Here is a 16,493-nt window from a genome sequence, read left to right as displayed (position 1 = left end):
TGAGGGCGGCACAGTTGTGTCAGGCAGCGGCCGGGAAGTCGATCACGTCCGCGTGGTCACCGTTGAGTTCTTCCAGCTCGCGCAGGTAGCGGCGGGCAGCAGCCTTGCCGATGATTTCCCAGAAGCCATCCCAGCATTCAGCTTCCGTGGGGCGACGGTCGGAGCGGCTCATCCCCATACCTCCCCTTCGGTCTTGACGCGTTCCCTGTCGATGCGTGCGAGTTCTGTTTCGTGGCGTGTCTGGTTGGCGAGGAGTTCTTCGCCGGGGCGGTAGCCGGTGGCGAGGAAGGCCCAGGAGGATTCGGTGACGAGGGTCGAGTCATCGGCGGGGACCGGGTGTCCGGCGCGTTCGCGGGCGGCTTCGGCTTGGGCGATGCGCCAGGAGCGGCGTACGTCGCGGAGCGCGCCGAGGGTGGTGGAGTAGGCGCGGGACTTGGTGGAGAAGTGGCCCCTAAAGCCCAGCATGTGCGCCCACTTGGTGAGCTTGAGGTGCGCGAACTCAGGCAGGCCGCCGAGGGTCCAGGCGGTACGGATCATCGTGCGGACGTGTGTCTGGACGTGGAGGTCGGTGAAGGGTTCGGCGCGGCCGGTTCCCTCGCAGTGGGTGCACAGGTCTTTGACCCGGCCGCCGACGGTGCCACGGCCCGAGCAGGGCGCGCAGACCAGCGAGCGGTCTACGGTGCCGGAGCCTTCAGCGCTCTTGGTGGCGTATTTGGCGACGTAGGAGGCCACGCGCTGATCCGTGAGTTCGCCGTCTCCCAGTGCGGTGATCGGGCGTACGTCGATCTTGGCGCCCCATCGGATGATGCGGTCGCCGACGGCGTCGGAGTTGAGGGTGAGGACGACGCGGTCCCGGGCCCGGTGGACTGCTTCGGTCAGCGCTTTCGCGGTGGCGGAGGCCGGCGGGGTGGTGGTGTGGCCGTCGGGGCCGTCGAGGCGGACGACGGCGTGGAAGTGGACCAGGCCCCGCTTCTGGTACTCGGCGACCTTCGCGAAGGAAACCCGTACGGACGCGTTCAGAGCCTTCTGCGTGATGCCCAGGCCCTGGGCCAGCTCACGCCGGAGGTAGGTCGTGAAGCGGGTCCACAGGGCCCCTGCGTGGGCATTCCACAGGACCGCGCCCGCGTAGTCGTACGCGCGGGGGTTCAGAGGCGTACCCAGTACGGGTGCGTCCTCGCTGTGGTGCTGGCCGCAGCGGCAGGGCCGGGGCTTGCCGCCGCCGGTGGGCCGGTTGTGGACGGGGCCGAAGGAGGGGGCGGTGAGGGTGACGAAGAGGCGGGGATGCGTGCGGACGGTCTCGGCGACGTTCTTGCCGCCGGAGAGTCCGGCCCGGACGAGGTGGTACGTGTCGGCGGCGTAGACGCGGGAGCAGGCGGGGCAGCGCGAGGAGCGCCGGTTGCCGCAGGCGGTCAGGAGCCGTCCAGTGGGTTCGTCGGCGGTCGCATAGGCCCGGATGACCGTGTCGGTCTTGGTGTCGCGGGTCTCGGTCCAGCCGACGAGGTTGACCGGCGCTGAGCAGCCGCCGAGGCGGGTGACCTGCTCGCGGACACGGTCGAAGTCTTGGAGGTTGGCCAGTTCGATCAGGTCCCGTACGGCGGGGCTGATCACGTGCCGCAGGACAAGTTCGCGGGTCATCAGTGGGAGTCCTTCCGTACGGGGGTGAGAGCCCCGGGCAGCACTCGCAGCGAGGCGGAGTGCTGCCCGAGGGCATGACTGACCAGGCCCGGGGGCCAGGAGGGTGGGGAAGTGCCGGAAGGCCGGCGGGAGGGTCAGGCCGTCAGCGCGGCGTGCGCGGCGGTGGCCAGGGGCAGGCCGACGCCGAGTCGGGCCTTGAGCTGTGCTGCGGTGATCGGCTGACCGTGGGTCGCGGTGTGGGAGTCGGCGATCTCGCGGGCCGCTTCCAGCAGAGCCGGAGCCACCTTGACCGCCACAGCCGGGGCCGGGACCGGGACCGGCGCCAGAACAGGAGCCGGAGCAGGGACCACCCGAGCGGGGGCCGGGGGCAGGGGCGCCGCTGGTTCGGACACAGGAGCCGGTTCAGGTTCAAGCTCCGGAGCCGGTTCAGGTTCGGCCGTGGCCGGTTCCTGTACGGGTTCCGTGACCGGCTCGGGGGCGGCCACGGGCACCGGGGCCAGGAGCAGGGCCGGGGCCGGGGTGGCGACGGCGTGGAAGTGGCGCAGGAGCGTAGGTCCGACGGCGCCCCAGCCGAGGAGGAGCAGGGGTGCGACGGCGTCCACGCAGGCGCGGCCGTAGTGCTTGGCGATGATCGGTTCTGCGATGTTGAGGGCGAGGGTGAAGAAGCCGGAGGCGTGCATCAGGCGCGTGGCCGCTGTGAGTTCACCGGCCGGTACTCCGCGCAGGGACAGGTAGCGCAGGGCGACCAGGAGGCCGACGACGGACAGGTCCACCATCGGGGCGATCAGCGGGGCGACGGGCCCCGGTACGCCCAGGCGCAGGGCCAGGGACCAGACGTTGCCGAAGGAGAACACGAAGGCCAGGGCCGCGATGATCGCCATGACCACGGTCACGGTGCGCTGTGTCATCCGGTCTTCAGTCATGAGGGTTTTCACCTCCTTCCAGGGGGAGTTGGGGTGGCGTACGGGTTAGGCGGCGAGGAGTTCGGGGCCGTCCTCGTCCTCGTCGGGCGCCTGCTTGGCGAGCTCCGCGACCGTCTGTCCGGTCAGCTCTTCCAGGAGCTTGAAGGGGTCGCGGACCAGGTGCGCGGTCTGCTCGGCGATGCGGGCGGCGTACTCGTCGGGGACGTAGGGGGTGCGGATGCGGACGAAGCCGGGGCGGCCCTGTGCGGACATGACCGCCACGCCGACATAGGCGGGGTCCTGGAGGTTGATCGGGGAGGCGTCGGGCCACTGGCGGATGTCCTCGCCGAGGGCTGCCACCGCGGCTTCGGCGGTCTTCTGGGCGAAGGACAGGCCGATGGGGCACACGTCGCGGATGAAGGTGGGGATCGCGTCCCCGGTGGTCTTCTGCGTGATGGGGAGCGTCAGGAAGCCGAGCGAGCGGCCCTTCTTGGTGAGGTCTTCCACCAGGCGTGCGTTGTCCGCCGCGAGTGCGGCCAGGCGCTTGGTCTTCGGGTCGGAGCCCTTGTGGTCCCGGAAGAAGGTGTGGACCTCATCCATGGGGATGACGATCAGCGGCCACATCTCCGAGGGGCCGACGTGCCACATGTTCTTGACGCCCAGGACATCCTTCATGCAGGTCGAGCGGGCACGCCGCAGCTCCACGAGACGCTTGAGGAGCTTGTTCGCGGCCTCCAGGTCGTCGCCGCAGAAGGCGAACGTCCTCGGGACGAGGTCGGCGTAGTCGCCCTCACGGGCACGGCTGACCTTGCCGTCGAAGGGGACGAACTGTATGGCCGGCGACGGGGCCCAGTCACAGATCAGCTTGTTCATCAGCGAGGTCTTGCCGTAGCCGGGCAGGCCGCCCACGGTGATACCGGGTACGTCCTTGAGTGACACGGTGACAGGCGTGCCGTACTCGTCCACGCCCACTTCCCACTTCGCGAGTTCCTTCGGGGGACGGCCGGTGGGGACGTGTTCGGTCGGGACGATCAGCGGGTCCACCCGCACACCGCGCATCAGCACCTTTCCGGGCCCGTCCGGCAGCACAGACACTCGCGTGCAGCGCCAGGCGTCCGCGAGGTAGGGGGCGGCCTTCTTGAACTCTTCCAGGCCCACCTTCGGCAGGCAGTTCGCCCGCACCATCACACCGAACTCGTCCGGGGTGACCTTCAGGACCGGGATCAGCACCCGGGGCTTGTGCTGCTTCTTCCCATCGGTGTTGGCGAGTTCGGCCATGAACGTCGGGGTCTTGTCGGTGACCGACAGCCCCGCCATCGGGGCCAGACGCTTCCAGGTGCGCCGGACACGGACCGCCTGCCGGATACTCGCGCGCTTCATTGGCGTGGCGCGTATATAGCGCACGATCCAGACCACGGACCAGATGACGAAGACGGCGAGGCCGAGGCCGACGGCGTACGGCGCGTAGCCGAACGCTCCGTTCAGATCTTCCACAGGGGGACTCCTTCAGTTGAGGGGGCGGGCTCCCGCCGCCAGCACGGGAGGCCCAGGGCCGAGCCGTGCTGGCAGCGGAAGGTGTGGGGAGCGGGCGCGTTCCTCACGCCGCGATCTCCTCCGCAGCGGCCGGGGCCGCGATCTCGTCCGGGGCCACCGGGGCGTCCACGATCTCCAGGGCCGTGCAGCGGTAGGCGACGCCCTCGGAGAGGTTGCCGTTGAAGATCCGCGCCCACGGGGTAGCGAACAGCTCCACCGGCTGGACGAACTTGCCCGGGTGCAGGCCGTTCGGGAGGCCGGTCGCCGGGACGGTGATCTTCAGCGCTTCCGCACGGTCGTCCTCCATCAGGAAGAGCGTCACCGTGAACAACGGCGAACCGGTCTCCCGGTCGGTCGCACGGATGCCGTTCTCCTGGTCCGTCCACTTCGGGACCGGCGGCGTACCGGTCATGATCTTCGTCGCCTTGAGGAAACCGACGCGGATACGGGTCATAGCCATGGCGAAATACGCCCCTTCATGTGGGATCGGCCGGGGTTCCGGCCACACCCAAAGGAAACCACATGATGCGGTTAACTGCAACGGCAGCTAACTGCTTCAGGTGTTGCAGGTTGGTTGGGTCTACTGCGCTGCCTAGGCAGAGCGCCGTATCCTGCGGGTATGACATCGCCCCTCGAACACGACCACCGGCCCCCATATGTCCAGGTGGCCGAGTACCTGCGCCGGCAGATCCAGAGCGGCGTCCTGGGCCCCGGCGATCAGCTCCCCACGTCGCGGGAGCTCCAGGAGAAGTTCGGGATCGCCAGTGCCACCGTCCAGAACGCGTTCCGCATGCTCAAGGCCGAAGGACTGACGTACGGCGTCCAGGGCCGGGGCAGCTTCGTCCGCCGAAACGACCCAGAGACAGAGACCGGGGCAGGCCCCGAGCAGGCCGAAGGGGACGCACCTTCCGGAACGCCCCCCAAGGCCCCTACTGATGACCGCTACTTCCGCCTCTCCATGGAAGTGGAAGAGATGAAGCACACCATCACGATCATGAAGCGCGACATGGACACGATGCTCAAGACAATGAAGACAGTGGCAGCCCACATCGAGATGCGAGAGCAGTAAGTTCCGCCGCCACTGCTTGCATCACCGCGGCCATGTCGGCCATCTCAACCGCGAGACGCTTTACGTCCGCCTCCAGCTCCGCTATCTCCGACTCGCCCATCAGTTCCCCGCCCATCGTCGTGCCGTTCTCCCGTACCCCGCCGCAAAATTCATCGCCTTCGCCCCCAGGCGACGCCCGAGACCGACCCGTACCGGCCGTGACCACTCCGCCGGCGGACCGCCTCGAACCACCAGGTACGACGCACCCTGACGGGCCACCGCGGATTCGTCGACCGTCATAACCGGGATCTCCCGCACCACGGGAAGCCGGTCCGGTCTTCCCCGCCCCACGAGCAGCAGACCCGGCCTCACGGCCCGCCCCACGGGCAGCAGGCGAGGCCCCCGGACCGGGCATGTCGCCACCTCGCACCACTGGCACCGCTTCCACTCGCTCGCTCCTCTCGTCATAAGGGTCCGGAGAATCCGGGAATTCGGAATTCACGGATTGCCTGCTATAAGCCGCCCCACCGGGCATCCGACCCTTCATCTGGGACAGGTGTCGAAAACGGGTACGGTGTGACGCTCCGTGATGCACATCACACAACCCCCTTCCTTCGCGGACGGCTCTGCGGGGGCCGACCAGGACAACGATCCGGAGAATCCCCGGTTTGGCTGACCGGGGATCCCGTGCTATACGCACGCCGGATTTTCGGATCGCCCATAGAGGTGTCGAAACAGGGCCCCGTGTAACGCCACTCGATAGTGACCTGCGTCACACATCCCGCCTTCCGCTCATGCAAGCCCCGGATTTTCCGGCGCGGCCCGCATGTCATCAGCGAAAGCGGACACCTCCCCCGAACGGCCATCCCGACTCCCCCACTTGTGGACAACTTCGCGAGATCAGAGCAAAACATGGCCAACCTGTGGATAAGATCCGGCGATTCCGCGAACAGACCCGGGCAAGAACGGGTGAACAATCGATTCTGCGGATAGACCTCGCAAGACATGGCAAAGCAGCCCATACCTGACAGGCCGAAGCGGCCAGAGGGATGAGCTGTCGAAAGTTTCTTTACTGGATCAAGGCGGCCCGCTGACGCGGGCCGCGCGGCGCGGCGGCCCCAGGCCGCCGCTGGCTCCATGTCTCCGCCACCGCCCGCGACGGCCCCCGCCCACTCGCGCCGCAGGCCAGGAGGAGCGGGCGGCCAGGCCCGGAAGGACCACGGCGGATCGCCCGACGGCGAGCACGGCCAGGAGGAGCGGGGCGCACGCCAAGCCCGCACAGGTCACCGCGGATTGATGTCCAACCACCTGTGGCCGGGGCCGGCGGCCTCCACGGCTTTACCCACCTGTTCGACTCGGGGCCCGCGTCGGGCAAGTCCAGGGGGCCACTCGATCAAATTCCGGGCAGGATCAAAGCCTGCCCGAGTTGCCGGACAGCGTAAGGCCCCCTGAACATGCCCGACCCCAACCCGAACAGGACACCGGCCAAAGCCGCTCCGGCCACCGGCGTGGGAACGTGACCGGCCGAGTTCGGCAACGGTCAACCCGTGGGCGGGAGTTAGCGTGCGAGGACCCCAGCGCTGGGGAAGGGCGCCGGGGTCCGGAGGGTGGTGTGCAGGGGTCAGGCAGAGGTCTCTGCCGAGGCCGAACCCGGCGGACGAACCCCGGTGACTTCTTCCGCGCGTTGACACAGCAGCGGGGACAGTTCCAGATACCAGCCCCGGCCGACGGCTTGGAGCATCTCGGCGAGGGCGATCTGTTCGCCGATCCGGCCGGCGGGGGTGTCGAGGATGTGGGAGAACTCCGTGCGGATGCGGTCGGCGACGGCCGGTACGCGGAGGCTGTTGACGTAGAGCATGGCCGGGTCGTAGCCGACGGGGACGGCGCCCCAGCGTTCCCAGTCCAGGATGACGAGGGGGTCGTGGGTGAGGTTGGCCCACTGGAGATCGGCGTGGCCCGTGATGCGGTCCGTGATGGTTGGCGCGGGGATGCCGAGGAACTCCGGGAACACCCGGTCCGCCCAGGACTGCCGGATCGTTTCCCGGGGCGGCTCTGCGGTGCTGAGGGCGTCCAGGCTCTCCCGAAGTGTGGCCCACCAAGAGTCAGGGAGGCCCGGGTCCGCAGTGAGGTCAGGGGTTTCCGGGGAGATGACCGGCTGGGCGATGTAGTCGATCAGCTCCGCCTCGAAGACGTACTCCCCTCCGTCCCAGCGGTACAGGGCGTGCAGGTGTGGGCGGGACACCTTGTCCGACACCCGTTCCTCGGCGAGCGCGATGCCTTCATTCCGGGTGGCAGGGGTCTTGGACGCCTCGCCACAGTGGACGCGGAGCCAGTGGCCGCCTTCGGTCCGGCTGCCGATGGTGCGTCCCAGCCAGCCCCAGGCTGGTGCTCCGGTCGGAGTGGTGGACAGCCTGTTGGCGGCGTGGATCAGAGCGCCCTCCATGCGAACTCTGGTGGTCTCATCCTTGGGCGAGTACATCGGTGACCTTCCTGAGCTGACCCGGATCGAGCGGGGCGGCGACGGCCGCCTTGGCGGCATTCCAGTGCTGCGCGGTACTGGCGGACAGCAGTACCACGTCCAGGCTCGGGCAAGAGGCCGATGCGAGGAGGCAGGCGAGGGCCGGTGTGCTCCCAGGGCGGATGAACTCGGCGAGTTCCGGCGTCGTGAGGTCAGCCAGCTCGCCGCCGTGCAGGGGCGAAGATCCGAAGGTCAGCAGGCCCGCCGCGCGAGCCTGGACGAGGGGGCCCCGACCGTCAAGAGCAAGAGCGATCGGCCGGGCCATGACGAGGCTGACCGGCTGCTGGACGGCGCGCAGGTGATGTTCACTCGATCCGGCGGCTTCCTTCGCCAGGTCCAGGAGTTCGGGGACGGTGAAAGTCCCGTGCTGGAATCCGGACCAGGTGGCCACGCCGTAGCCGCCGATCCTGCCAGCGGTGGCGAACTCCTCCAAGACGGTGAACGCGTCGCGGAGCCCTTCGTGCAGGTCTTCCCGGTCGCGGTGGGAGTGCTCTGGGTTGTGGACGAACACCAGGTCCGCCCGGCCGAGATCGGCAAGGGAGCGGTCTGTCTGCCAGCGGGTGAAGGACGGGAGGAGGCTGTGGCCGGCGGCTGCGTGCTGTGGGGTGAGCAGTCCGGCCTGTACTGCGGCCTTGCCCTCGGCTTTGGTGAAGAACCCGGTCTTCGTCGCGACCATCGCACGGGGGTGGTCGGCGATGACGGGGCCGAGCGACCGGTGGGCGTCCTCGTAGTTGGGGGCGGTGTCGATCCACACCAATCCGTCAGCGCACGCGGTGCGTGCCGCCTGCTCAACGACGCGCACCCGGTACGTCCCCAGGCCGAGGGACGCGGTCACCTGGAGCCCCCGACGACAGCGATGGCCTGCCCCGTGACGAGGATGGTGACGACTTCGGCCGCCTGCTCGATGGTGAGGCCGGAATCGTCGGCCAGCGCTCCGAGGGCGATCGGCTTCCCGTGGGCCAGGAGGCGGAGGGCCGGGGCGACGGGGAGGGCGAAGGTCCATTCGTTCCCGGCGCCGGAGAACGTCACCGTGTCGTCGTCCTGGTCGAGGCGGGCCCGGGGAACCGTGAGCTGGACGGTGATCCCCGGCTCTGCCGGAACGGCGGCGATGTGTGGCAGGGACAGGCGCGGACGCCCCGGGTGGGTGGTGTCCAGAGACCTTTCCCAGCGATCGAGGACCGTCGAGTCGTCCAGGGCGGCCAGGACCTCCTTCCGTACGGCGTCCAGGTAGTCCGTCCGCTCTGCACGGGTGCCGAAGCGGGGGACATCGCCGCGAACATTCGTGCTGGCCCGGAGGTCATCGCACAGCCAGCCCAGGAACTCGGCGCCGGTCTGTGTGGCCAGCCCGAATGTGAGGTGAAGCGAGGCACTCCCCTGGTCAGCGCTCACGGCATGCCACCAGCCGCGCGGCAGATAGAGCAGGTCCCCGGCCGTCAGAACGATGTCCGCGATGGGCTCGCCCGTCGGGGCTTCCGGGGCTTCGACGTCGCGCCAAGCGGGGGCCTGCCGGGTGGGCCCGTAGATCTTCCAGCGCTTGGAGCCTTCGAGCTGGAGCACCACGACGTCGTGGTCGTCCCAGTGCGTGCCGAAGCCTTCCTCGGCAGTCCACGAGGCGTACGCGTTGGCCTGGACGGGGGTGCGGAAGAACCGTTCTAGGCCGGCGGCGGCTTCGCGGACGGGCGGGTGGATCTGGTCGATCGCGTCGATGACGAGGGACGCGCCTTCGGCGAGCCGGGTGTGGAACTCGGCGGGCTGGGGCTGGTACCAGGACACCCCGCGACGGTTCGTACGAAGGATGGAGTACGCCGTGGCGGGAACGGCTTCAGCAGCGCGGGAGAGCCGCATACGGGGCGGCTCCAGCCGATGCGTGGCGATGATCTCGTTGAGGTCGTCCCAGGTCAGCGGCGAGGGGGATGTGGTGCCGTTGGAGCGGATCACTTTGTGGGCGCGGAAACACGTCTGGGCGAGGAACGTGTCCCCGCCCAGACGCTGCGCCCACGATGCGGAATCAATCACCGTGGGTCTCCTCGGTCTATCAGGTGTCGTTCATGTCCGACTTGCCGCCGGTGTTGTCCGAGGCTTCCTCGGCGCGCGAGCGGGCTGCGGTGATGCGGCGGACACCGATCAGCAGACCGCTGCTCTGCTCAGTGGGAGCGTTCTCGTTCATCACGTACTCCTTCCTGACCTTGACGGTTCCTGCCGGGGTTCCGGCGGGAGATCTTGCGGGTGGTGCATCCGCCCCGATGCGTGCTCAGAGACTTCGAGGCGGAGATCTGTGGGTCAGCGTCCGGGGTACCCCGCGAAGGCCAGGGCGACCACCAGAACGCTGACGATGGCGACGTAGAGGAGCACGCCGAGCTGTTGACGCCAGCCCCATGGATCACGCTCGTTCAGCTGCGCTCCAGGCTGGATGGGTCCTCGACGACCCACTCCACCCCACCGCCTTCGGGCCGGACGAAGACCGCGTTCTGGATGACCACCCGGGTCTTCGGGTCCTCGAACTCGCCGATGAACTGCACGATGCCGGTGCGCCCTTTGAGCGGATCGCGGATGCGGGTGCCTTCACTGACCCAGCCCGGAATGCTTTGGCGCTGACGAAGGCGGCTCTTGGTGGTGGACACGGCACCTCTCCTCGGTCTCGGGCGGGCACTGCACTCCGGGGATGCAGCGGGCCGCAGGTGCGACGCGGGGGACGGTCCTTCGGCCCGCTGCGAGGGGGAGGCCGCCTTTCCGGGCGGCTGTGACCAGTCAACTGCCGTCAGCGTTTGGACGGATGGGCCAGAAGGCATGGCCATTCCGGGGACATGGCCAGGTTTTATGGCCAGGCTGGGATCTGGGCTCTGCGGACGGCCGAGGGATGGCGATGATGACCACGAACGAGGACGACGGCGTGGAGCCGATCGGGTTGCTGCTGCGGCGCCTGCGCAAGGCCGGCGGGCGCACACAGGAGGAACTGGCGGCTGATCTCTCCGCGCGCCGGGGGTATCCGCTGGAGCAAGGTGCGTTGTCGCGGTGGGAGACCCACGAACGTCTTCCGGACCCGGCTTCGCGGGCGCTGCTGTCTGCGGAGTTCGGCGTGCCAGAGGAAGAGTTGCGACGGGCCGTCACTCTCGCGCGGCGCATGCGCCGTCAGGAGCAGAAGGACCAGACCGACCAGGAGAACGATGTGTTCGACCGCCGCGGATTCATGACGGCTTCGGCCGGCGCCGGGATCGCCGTCATACGGCCCTCATCCCTGCTCTCGTCGGGGCGGAGGATCGGCAGCGACGTCCCACGGCAGTTGAGCCAGCGCACCGCCCGGCTGCGACGCCTGGACGACTTCGTGGGCGGTGGAGACACCTACCAGATGTACGTCCAGGAGCTGGGGGACACGACCCGGCTGACGGACGAAGGGGTCTACAGCGAGGCGACAGGCCGGGGCCTGCGCGGAATCATCGCCGAACAGGCCCAGCTTGCGGGCTGGGCGGCGTACGACACGGGGAACTACGAGGGAGCCCGGGGGCACTACATGACGGCCTTGGCAGCGTCGCGGGCCGCAGAGGACACCGCGCTGGAAGGCAACTCTCTGGCGTTCCTGGCGTACCTGGAGTGGACGGTGGGCGGTGGTTCCGGGATCAGGTTCGCCACAACCGCGTATGAGGCACTCGGCTCGGGGACGGCACCCGTGGTGCGGGCACTGCTGGCGGACCGGCTGGCGTGGCAGCACGCGACATCGGGGAACGACCGGGAGGCGGACTACGCCCTGGGCGTTGCTGAAGAGGCCATCCACGAACACAGCGACGAGCCAGGCCCGGACTGGGCGTATTGGGTGGACCCCGACGAGATCGCGATCATGACGGGGCGCTGCTGGGCGGAACTGCACCGACCGCTACGAGCCATCCCAGCTTTGGAAGGCGCCTTGGCTCGGTACGACGACACCCGGGCCCGGGACAAGGCGCTTTACCTGTCATGGCTGGCGTCGGCATACCTGGACGCGGGAGAGGTCGAACACGCCACCGCGATCACGGCCCGGGTGTTCGACCTCTCCGAGGGACTCGCGTCGATCAGGCCGATGGCACGAGCCCGCGTGATGACAAAGCGGCTGGAGCCCCACCGGTCCCTCGCCCCGGTCGGCGCACTGCTGGAGCGGGCGGAGGGCTAGCGGGTGGCTCGGGTGATCCAGTCCAGGTACTCGGCCCGGCCAGCGTCAATCGTGAACGCGATGACTTCCGGAGAGTCGTAAGGATGGTTGTCCACGAGGTGCTTCTCCAGGGCCGCGCGCCGGTCTCCGGTCGTACGGAACGTCACCTGATATTCAGTGCCCTCGGAGACTTCGCCAAGGTGGCGGTACGTCGTTTCGATGGGGCCGGTCACCTGCCCGGAAGCCGCGAGGTTCGCCTCCACCGCCGAGCGCGAAAGCTTCCGCGCCGCGTCCTGATGGTCCACGGTCGTGATCACGATCAAGAAGTCAGCCATGAAGGCAACGTACCCGCCGCATGGATCGCGAAGACTGTCTCGCCTAGTCTTCATTAGCAGGGCTACGTACCGCCGGAGACGAGGAAGGACAGCCGGGCCTCGACCATGTCCCGGAGCAGTCGGTGCCCGCCCGGCGGCAAGGTTCCCGCGGCGACGAGCTCCTCCAGCGTGAACGCCCGCGGCCGCACCACCCGCAGCGAGAGACAGGCCGTGCCCACCGAGACCGGGGGCAGCACGGCATGCAGCCGGGTCCCGTCGGGCATCCGGGCATCCACCCAGGGCCGGGCGTCGTCCAGGCGCCGGCCCGCCACGGCGGCCAGCCGCTGGGCGAGCCTGCGCACCGCCTCGGCGTCGGCGAAGGTCACCCCGGTCAGCTCCAGGCCGCCGCCGCGGTCCACCCAGACCCGGTCGGGGGCCGCCACCAGGACGTCGGTGACCTCCGGATCGGCGAGCAAGGGCTCCAGCGGGCCCGCGCCGACCAGCTCGGACCGTAACTCGGCGGCCACACCGAGCACTTCGGCGTCCCCGAGCAGCCTGCCCTGGGCCCGTAGGGCAGCCGCCACCCGCGCCGGGGTCGGTTCCGCCCCGGTCTCCGCGAGCCGCCGGCGCACCGCGTCCAGGAGTACCGCGCTCATGCCGGCACCCCCTGGGCGGAGCCGAGGGCCCGCTGCCAGAAGCCGTCGCAGAAGCGGGCCAGCGCGCCCCGCCCCTGTGTTCCCGGCGGTTCACCTTCGGCCACCCGACCCGGGAGTCCCACCTCGACCGGCACCTCACCGGCCAGCGGTGCCCCCAACAGCCCTGCCACGGACTCCGGATCGAGGCCGCCCGCGCAGCGTCCCCGTACGACGACCCGCACGTCCCGGGCCACCATCCGCACCCCGGCCGCGACCCGGCCCGCGGCGGCCACCGACCGCAACTCGCCCGGTACCACCATCAACACCAGGTCGAGCTGGGCCAACACCTCGGCCACGGCTTCGTCGACCCGCCGCGGGAGGTCGACCACCACCACCCCGCCCCGACGACGTGCGGCGGCCACCACGGACCGGATCGCGGCGGGCGGCACCACCACCCGGTCCCCGCGGTCCCAGCTGAGCACGCGAAGGTCGTGCAGCTCGGGCAGGGATTCCTCCAGTGCTCCCGCGCCGACCCGGCCCCGCGAGGCCGCGAAGTCCGGCCAGCGCAGCCCTTCGGCGCTCTCGCCCCCGAGCAGGACGTCCATGCCGCCGCCGAGCGGGTCACCGTCGATGAGGATGGTCCGTTCTCCGGCGCGGGCGGCCCGCACGGCGAGCGCGCAGGCGAGGGTGGAGGCTCCGGCGCCGCCGCTGCCGCCGATCACCCCCACGGCGAGGGCGGGCCGCCCGGCCCCCTCCACGACATCGGCGAGGCGGTCGACGAGCCGGCTCTCGGCGTCGGGGAGCCTCAGCACCTCCTCGGCGCCGATCTCCACCGCCCGTTGCCACACATGGGGGTCGTCCAGGTCCCGGCCGACGAGGAGTACCCCGGCCCTGCGCGGCGCCCCGCGCACCCGCCGGGCGGCGTCGTCTCCCACCAGTACGAGCGGCGCGGACTCCCATCCCGTGCTCCCGGCGTCCCCGCCCGGCTCGGCCGCCCCGCCCGTGTCGGCGGTCCCGCCCGGCTCGGGAACCGCGTGGTGCACATGCGGATCGGCACCGGCCGCGGCACACAGCCGCAGCAGATCGTCGAGCAGCAGCGGGTCCTCGGTGAGGATCAGCGGCCGCCCGCCGCCGGGTACGGATCCGGCCATGGATCCGGCTCCGAGACCCGCCCCGACTCCTGTTCCCCTTCCGCCGACCACGGACTCCGGCGTTTCACACGACTTCGATCGCGCCACGATCTCCGCCCCCTTCTCACTGCAAATGCTTCCGCCACGGACTTCGCGGCTGGAATCACCGTGCAGCGATCAGGAAAAAGAAGTGGATCTTGTCGGATAACTGTGGACAAGCCATCGGTTGTGAATAACCCGCTCACCCTCTCAGGTGAGTTCCGGAACGCGGCGGAACCACTACGCACCGTCACGAGTTCGAGGGGATGAGGGCCTTCGCCACGTCGGCCCCGCACAGGAGGAGGGGCCGGAGGATGGTCACTTGGGGCCGAAGGCAGGGACGCGAACCGCGTCCGGACATGCGACGACCCCCGCCGGGGGGGAGAGCGGGGGTCGTCCCCACGGTCCGACTCGGGGGGGGAGGAGCCAGACCGGGTTAGCACGGTCGCGAACGATCCGTGACTTCCATGGTGTACCCGAGAGCCTTCTCAGGCAAACCCACGCGCCACACCTTACGCCGAATGGTGGGCGCATATGCTCGGGGCGTGGAAAATCAGCCCTTGCCGCACTCCTCGCCTCGCACCGCAGCCTTCTTCGACCTGGACAAGACGGTCATTGCGAAGTCGAGCACCTTGACGTTCAGCAAGTCCTTCTACCAAGGCGGCCTGATCAACCGGCGAGCCGTGTTGCGCACCGCGTACACGCAGTTCATCTTCCTGGCCGGCGGCGCCGACCACGATCAGATGGAACGGATGCGGGAGTACCTGTCCGCCCTCTGCAAGGGGTGGAACGTGCAGCAGGTGCGCGAGATCGTCGCCGAGACCCTGCACGACCTCATCGACCCGATCATCTACGACGAGGCCGCGTCCCTGATCGAGGCCCACCACACCGCGGGCCGCGACGTGGTGATCGTCTCCACCTCCGGCGCGGAGGTCGTCGAGCCCATCGGGGAGATGCTCGGCGCGGACCGGGTCGTCGCCACCCGCATGGTCGTGGGTGAGGACGGCTGCTTCACCGGCGAGATCGAGTACTACGCCTACGGACCCACCAAGGCGGAGGCCGTACGCGAACTCGCGGAGTCCGAGGGGTACGACCTCTCCCGGTGCTACGCCTACAGCGACTCGGCCACCGACGTCCCGATGCTCGAAGCGGTCGGACATCCGCACGCCGTCAACCCCGACCGGGCGCTGCGGCGGGAAGCCGTGGCGCGTGAGTGGCCGGTCCTGGTCTTCAACCGGCCTGTGCGGCTGAAGCAGCGCCTTCCCGGGCTGTCCATGCCGACCCGGCCCGCCCTGGTCGCCGCGGCGGCCGTGGGCGCGGCAGCCGCCACGGCCGGGCTGGTCTGGTACGCGAGCCGCCGCCGCGCCCACGCCTTGGCCGCGACCCGCTCTGCCTGAATGTCCTGACCTGCACGGATAAAGTCTGTCCGGTTCGCCCTTGATCGCCCCGGAAAGTAAAAAGTGGAGCCAGGGGTTTCGCATGGCTCCGAAGCGGAGTACAAATAAAGCAACGGCCCGCGAGACCAAAGAACATCCGAGAGGATCATCTTTAAAACGCAGTAAGGCCCACGGACCGAAGCATGAGCGCCGAGCACCCACGCGACGTCGACCCGTCGATTACGGGCCAGCCGCACCAGGTAACGGGCAAAGACCCCGACCTGATGGGCACATATCGAGGACGCTTGGTAACTGGGCGTAAATGCCAGCGGCGACACCAAAGCAAGACGGTGTCGCCGCAACCCATGTCCGGGGCCCGAACACCGCGGACCCGGGGCCGAACGGATGAAAACGGGCGGCTCAGGCCGCGCCGCGCTGCAGGGCTTCGCAGACCGCCGTCGACTCACGGACACCCAGCTCGATCGCCCGGCCGCAGTGCGCGATCCAGGCGGACATGCCCTCCGCGGTCCCGGAGAGGTAGCCCTCGAAGGCGGCCAGATAGGCCTCGGCCCCCTGCTCCGCGTGGCCGACCTCCGCCGGGCAGATGGCCTTGGGGTCCAGACCGCTGTTGATCAGGACGATCCGCTCGGCCGCCCGCGCGACCAGCCCGTTGTACGAGGCGAACGGACGCAGCGCCAGCAGCTCCCCGTGCACCACCGCGGCCGTGATCAGGGCCGGGGCGGAGCCACCCGCGATGATCAGGCGGGACAGCCCGTCGAGGCGACCCGCCACCTCCTGCGCGCTCGGCAGCGGGAGTTCGACCAGGGGCTCCGTCACCGGCTCGCCCGCCAGCCGGGGGCGGCCCACCACGTCTCCGTCCGCCGTCGACCCGCACGCCACCAGGTGCAGCCGCGCCAGGACCCGGAGCGGTGACTGCCGCCAGATGCTCAGCAGCTGGCCGGCCTCGGCCGTGAGTCGCAGCGCCGCGCCCACCGTCAGCGCCTCCGGCTCCGACCCGAAGTCGGTCCGGCGGCGCACCTCCTCCAGTGCCCAGTCCGCACCGGAGAGCGCCGCGCTCCCGCGGGCGCCGCGCAGAGCGGCCTCCGAGGTGATCTCGCCGCTGCGGCGGCGCATCACCCGGTGCCCGTAGACGCGGTCCACGGCCTTGCGTACGGAATCCACGGACTCGGCGACACCAGGCAGCCCGGCCAGGGGGGCCAGCGGGTCAGAAGCGCTACTCATA

Annotated in this window: 16 protein-coding genes and 1 pseudogene; 3 read left to right on the top strand and 14 right to left on the bottom strand. The window is 69.6% G+C overall.

What is annotated here, in order from left to right; translation table 11 throughout:
• Positions 1-19 precede the first annotated feature (19 nt).
• From OG624_RS22395 to OG624_RS22375, 5 genes are all read right to left on the bottom strand, one after another.
• Entirely contained in the window at positions 20-172 is a 153-nt protein-coding gene (locus tag OG624_RS22395; RefSeq protein WP_371639753.1) for a hypothetical protein, read from the bottom strand.
• Positions 169-1,635, bottom strand: coding sequence for a replication initiator (locus OG624_RS22390; RefSeq protein WP_371639752.1), 1,467 nt, complete (start codon positions 1,633-1,635; stop codon positions 169-171). The genes OG624_RS22395 and OG624_RS22390 overlap by 4 nt, the downstream gene beginning before the upstream one ends.
• Positions 1,636-1,769: 134 nt before the next feature.
• Positions 1,770-2,558: a DUF2637 domain-containing protein gene (locus OG624_RS22385; protein WP_371639751.1), complete on the bottom strand. Its 789-nt coding sequence runs from the start codon at positions 2,556-2,558 to the stop codon at positions 1,770-1,772.
• A gap of 45 nt (positions 2,559-2,603) precedes the next feature.
• Positions 2,604-4,031 (bottom strand): cell division protein FtsK, encoded by a 1,428-nt coding sequence (locus OG624_RS22380; RefSeq protein WP_371639750.1) that lies wholly within the window; start codon positions 4,029-4,031, stop codon positions 2,604-2,606.
• A 103-nt stretch (positions 4,032-4,134) separates the two neighbouring features.
• Positions 4,135-4,530, bottom strand: coding sequence for an SCO3933 family regulatory protein (locus OG624_RS22375; protein ID WP_371639749.1), 396 nt, complete (start codon positions 4,528-4,530; stop codon positions 4,135-4,137).
• A gap of 159 nt (positions 4,531-4,689) precedes the next feature.
• On the opposite strand from OG624_RS22375, the gene OG624_RS22370 reads away from it, so the two are divergent.
• Positions 4,690-5,139 (top strand): GntR family transcriptional regulator, encoded by a 450-nt coding sequence (locus OG624_RS22370; protein WP_371639748.1) that lies wholly within the window; start codon positions 4,690-4,692, stop codon positions 5,137-5,139.
• Positions 5,140-6,739: 1,600 nt separating this feature from the next.
• On the opposite strand, the gene OG624_RS22365 is transcribed toward OG624_RS22370, so the two are convergent.
• From OG624_RS22365 to OG624_RS22345, 5 genes are all read right to left on the bottom strand, one after another.
• Positions 6,740-7,561: a hypothetical protein gene (locus OG624_RS22365; RefSeq protein ID WP_371639747.1), complete on the bottom strand. Its 822-nt coding sequence runs from the start codon at positions 7,559-7,561 to the stop codon at positions 6,740-6,742.
• A gap of 16 nt (positions 7,562-7,577) precedes the next feature.
• Complete coding sequence (locus OG624_RS22360) at positions 7,578-8,471, bottom strand: aldo/keto reductase (RefSeq protein ID WP_371639746.1); 894 nt, start codon at positions 8,469-8,471, stop codon at positions 7,578-7,580.
• Positions 8,468-9,652, bottom strand: coding sequence for a cupin domain-containing protein (locus OG624_RS22355; RefSeq protein WP_371639745.1), 1,185 nt, complete (start codon positions 9,650-9,652; stop codon positions 8,468-8,470). Before OG624_RS22355 ends, OG624_RS22360 begins: the two co-directional genes overlap by 4 nt.
• Before the next feature lie 19 nt (positions 9,653-9,671).
• Complete coding sequence (locus OG624_RS22350) at positions 9,672-9,803, bottom strand: hypothetical protein (RefSeq protein ID WP_371639744.1); 132 nt, start codon at positions 9,801-9,803, stop codon at positions 9,672-9,674.
• A gap of 223 nt (positions 9,804-10,026) precedes the next feature.
• Complete coding sequence (locus OG624_RS22345; RefSeq protein ID WP_371639743.1) at positions 10,027-10,257, bottom strand: hypothetical protein; 231 nt, start codon at positions 10,255-10,257, stop codon at positions 10,027-10,029.
• Positions 10,258-10,493: 236 nt separating this feature from the next.
• On the opposite strand from OG624_RS22345, the gene OG624_RS22340 reads away from it, so the two are divergent.
• Positions 10,494-11,777 carry a helix-turn-helix domain-containing protein gene (locus tag OG624_RS22340; RefSeq protein WP_371639742.1) on the top strand — a complete coding sequence of 428 codons (1,284 nt, stop codon included), beginning with the start codon at positions 10,494-10,496 and terminating at the stop codon, positions 11,775-11,777.
• On the opposite strand, the gene cutA is transcribed toward OG624_RS22340, so the two are convergent.
• The 3 genes and pseudogenes from cutA to ssd form a co-directional block, all read right to left on the bottom strand.
• Positions 11,774-12,091, bottom strand: coding sequence for a divalent-cation tolerance protein CutA (cutA, locus tag OG624_RS22335; RefSeq protein ID WP_371639741.1), 318 nt, complete (start codon positions 12,089-12,091; stop codon positions 11,774-11,776). The genes OG624_RS22340 and cutA overlap by 4 nt on opposite strands.
• 65 nt (positions 12,092-12,156) lie before the next feature.
• Positions 12,157-12,726: pseudogene (locus OG624_RS22330) on the bottom strand (ATPase, T2SS/T4P/T4SS family); the annotation flags it as partial.
• Complete coding sequence (gene ssd, locus OG624_RS22325) at positions 12,723-13,856, bottom strand: septum site-determining protein Ssd (protein ID WP_033219347.1); 1,134 nt, start codon at positions 13,854-13,856, stop codon at positions 12,723-12,725. The pseudogene OG624_RS22330 and the gene ssd, both read right to left, overlap by 4 nt.
• A 539-nt stretch (positions 13,857-14,395) precedes the next feature.
• Here ssd and OG624_RS22320 point away from each other — a divergent pair.
• Complete coding sequence (locus tag OG624_RS22320) at positions 14,396-15,271, top strand: HAD family hydrolase (protein WP_051763154.1); 876 nt, start codon at positions 14,396-14,398, stop codon at positions 15,269-15,271.
• A gap of 399 nt (positions 15,272-15,670) precedes the next feature.
• Here OG624_RS22320 and OG624_RS22315 read toward each other — a convergent pair whose 3' ends face one another.
• Complete coding sequence (locus tag OG624_RS22315) at positions 15,671-16,492, bottom strand: hypothetical protein (protein WP_033219351.1); 822 nt, start codon at positions 16,490-16,492, stop codon at positions 15,671-15,673.
• Position 16,493 lies beyond the last annotated feature (1 nt).

The organism is Streptomyces virginiae (assembly GCF_041432505.1).
In the GTDB taxonomy this organism is placed as follows: Bacteria; Actinomycetota; Actinomycetes; order Streptomycetales; family Streptomycetaceae; genus Streptomyces; species Streptomyces virginiae_A.
The sequence above is the reverse complement of the archived record's forward strand: the minus strand, read 5'-3'. Positions and strand labels throughout refer to the sequence as shown.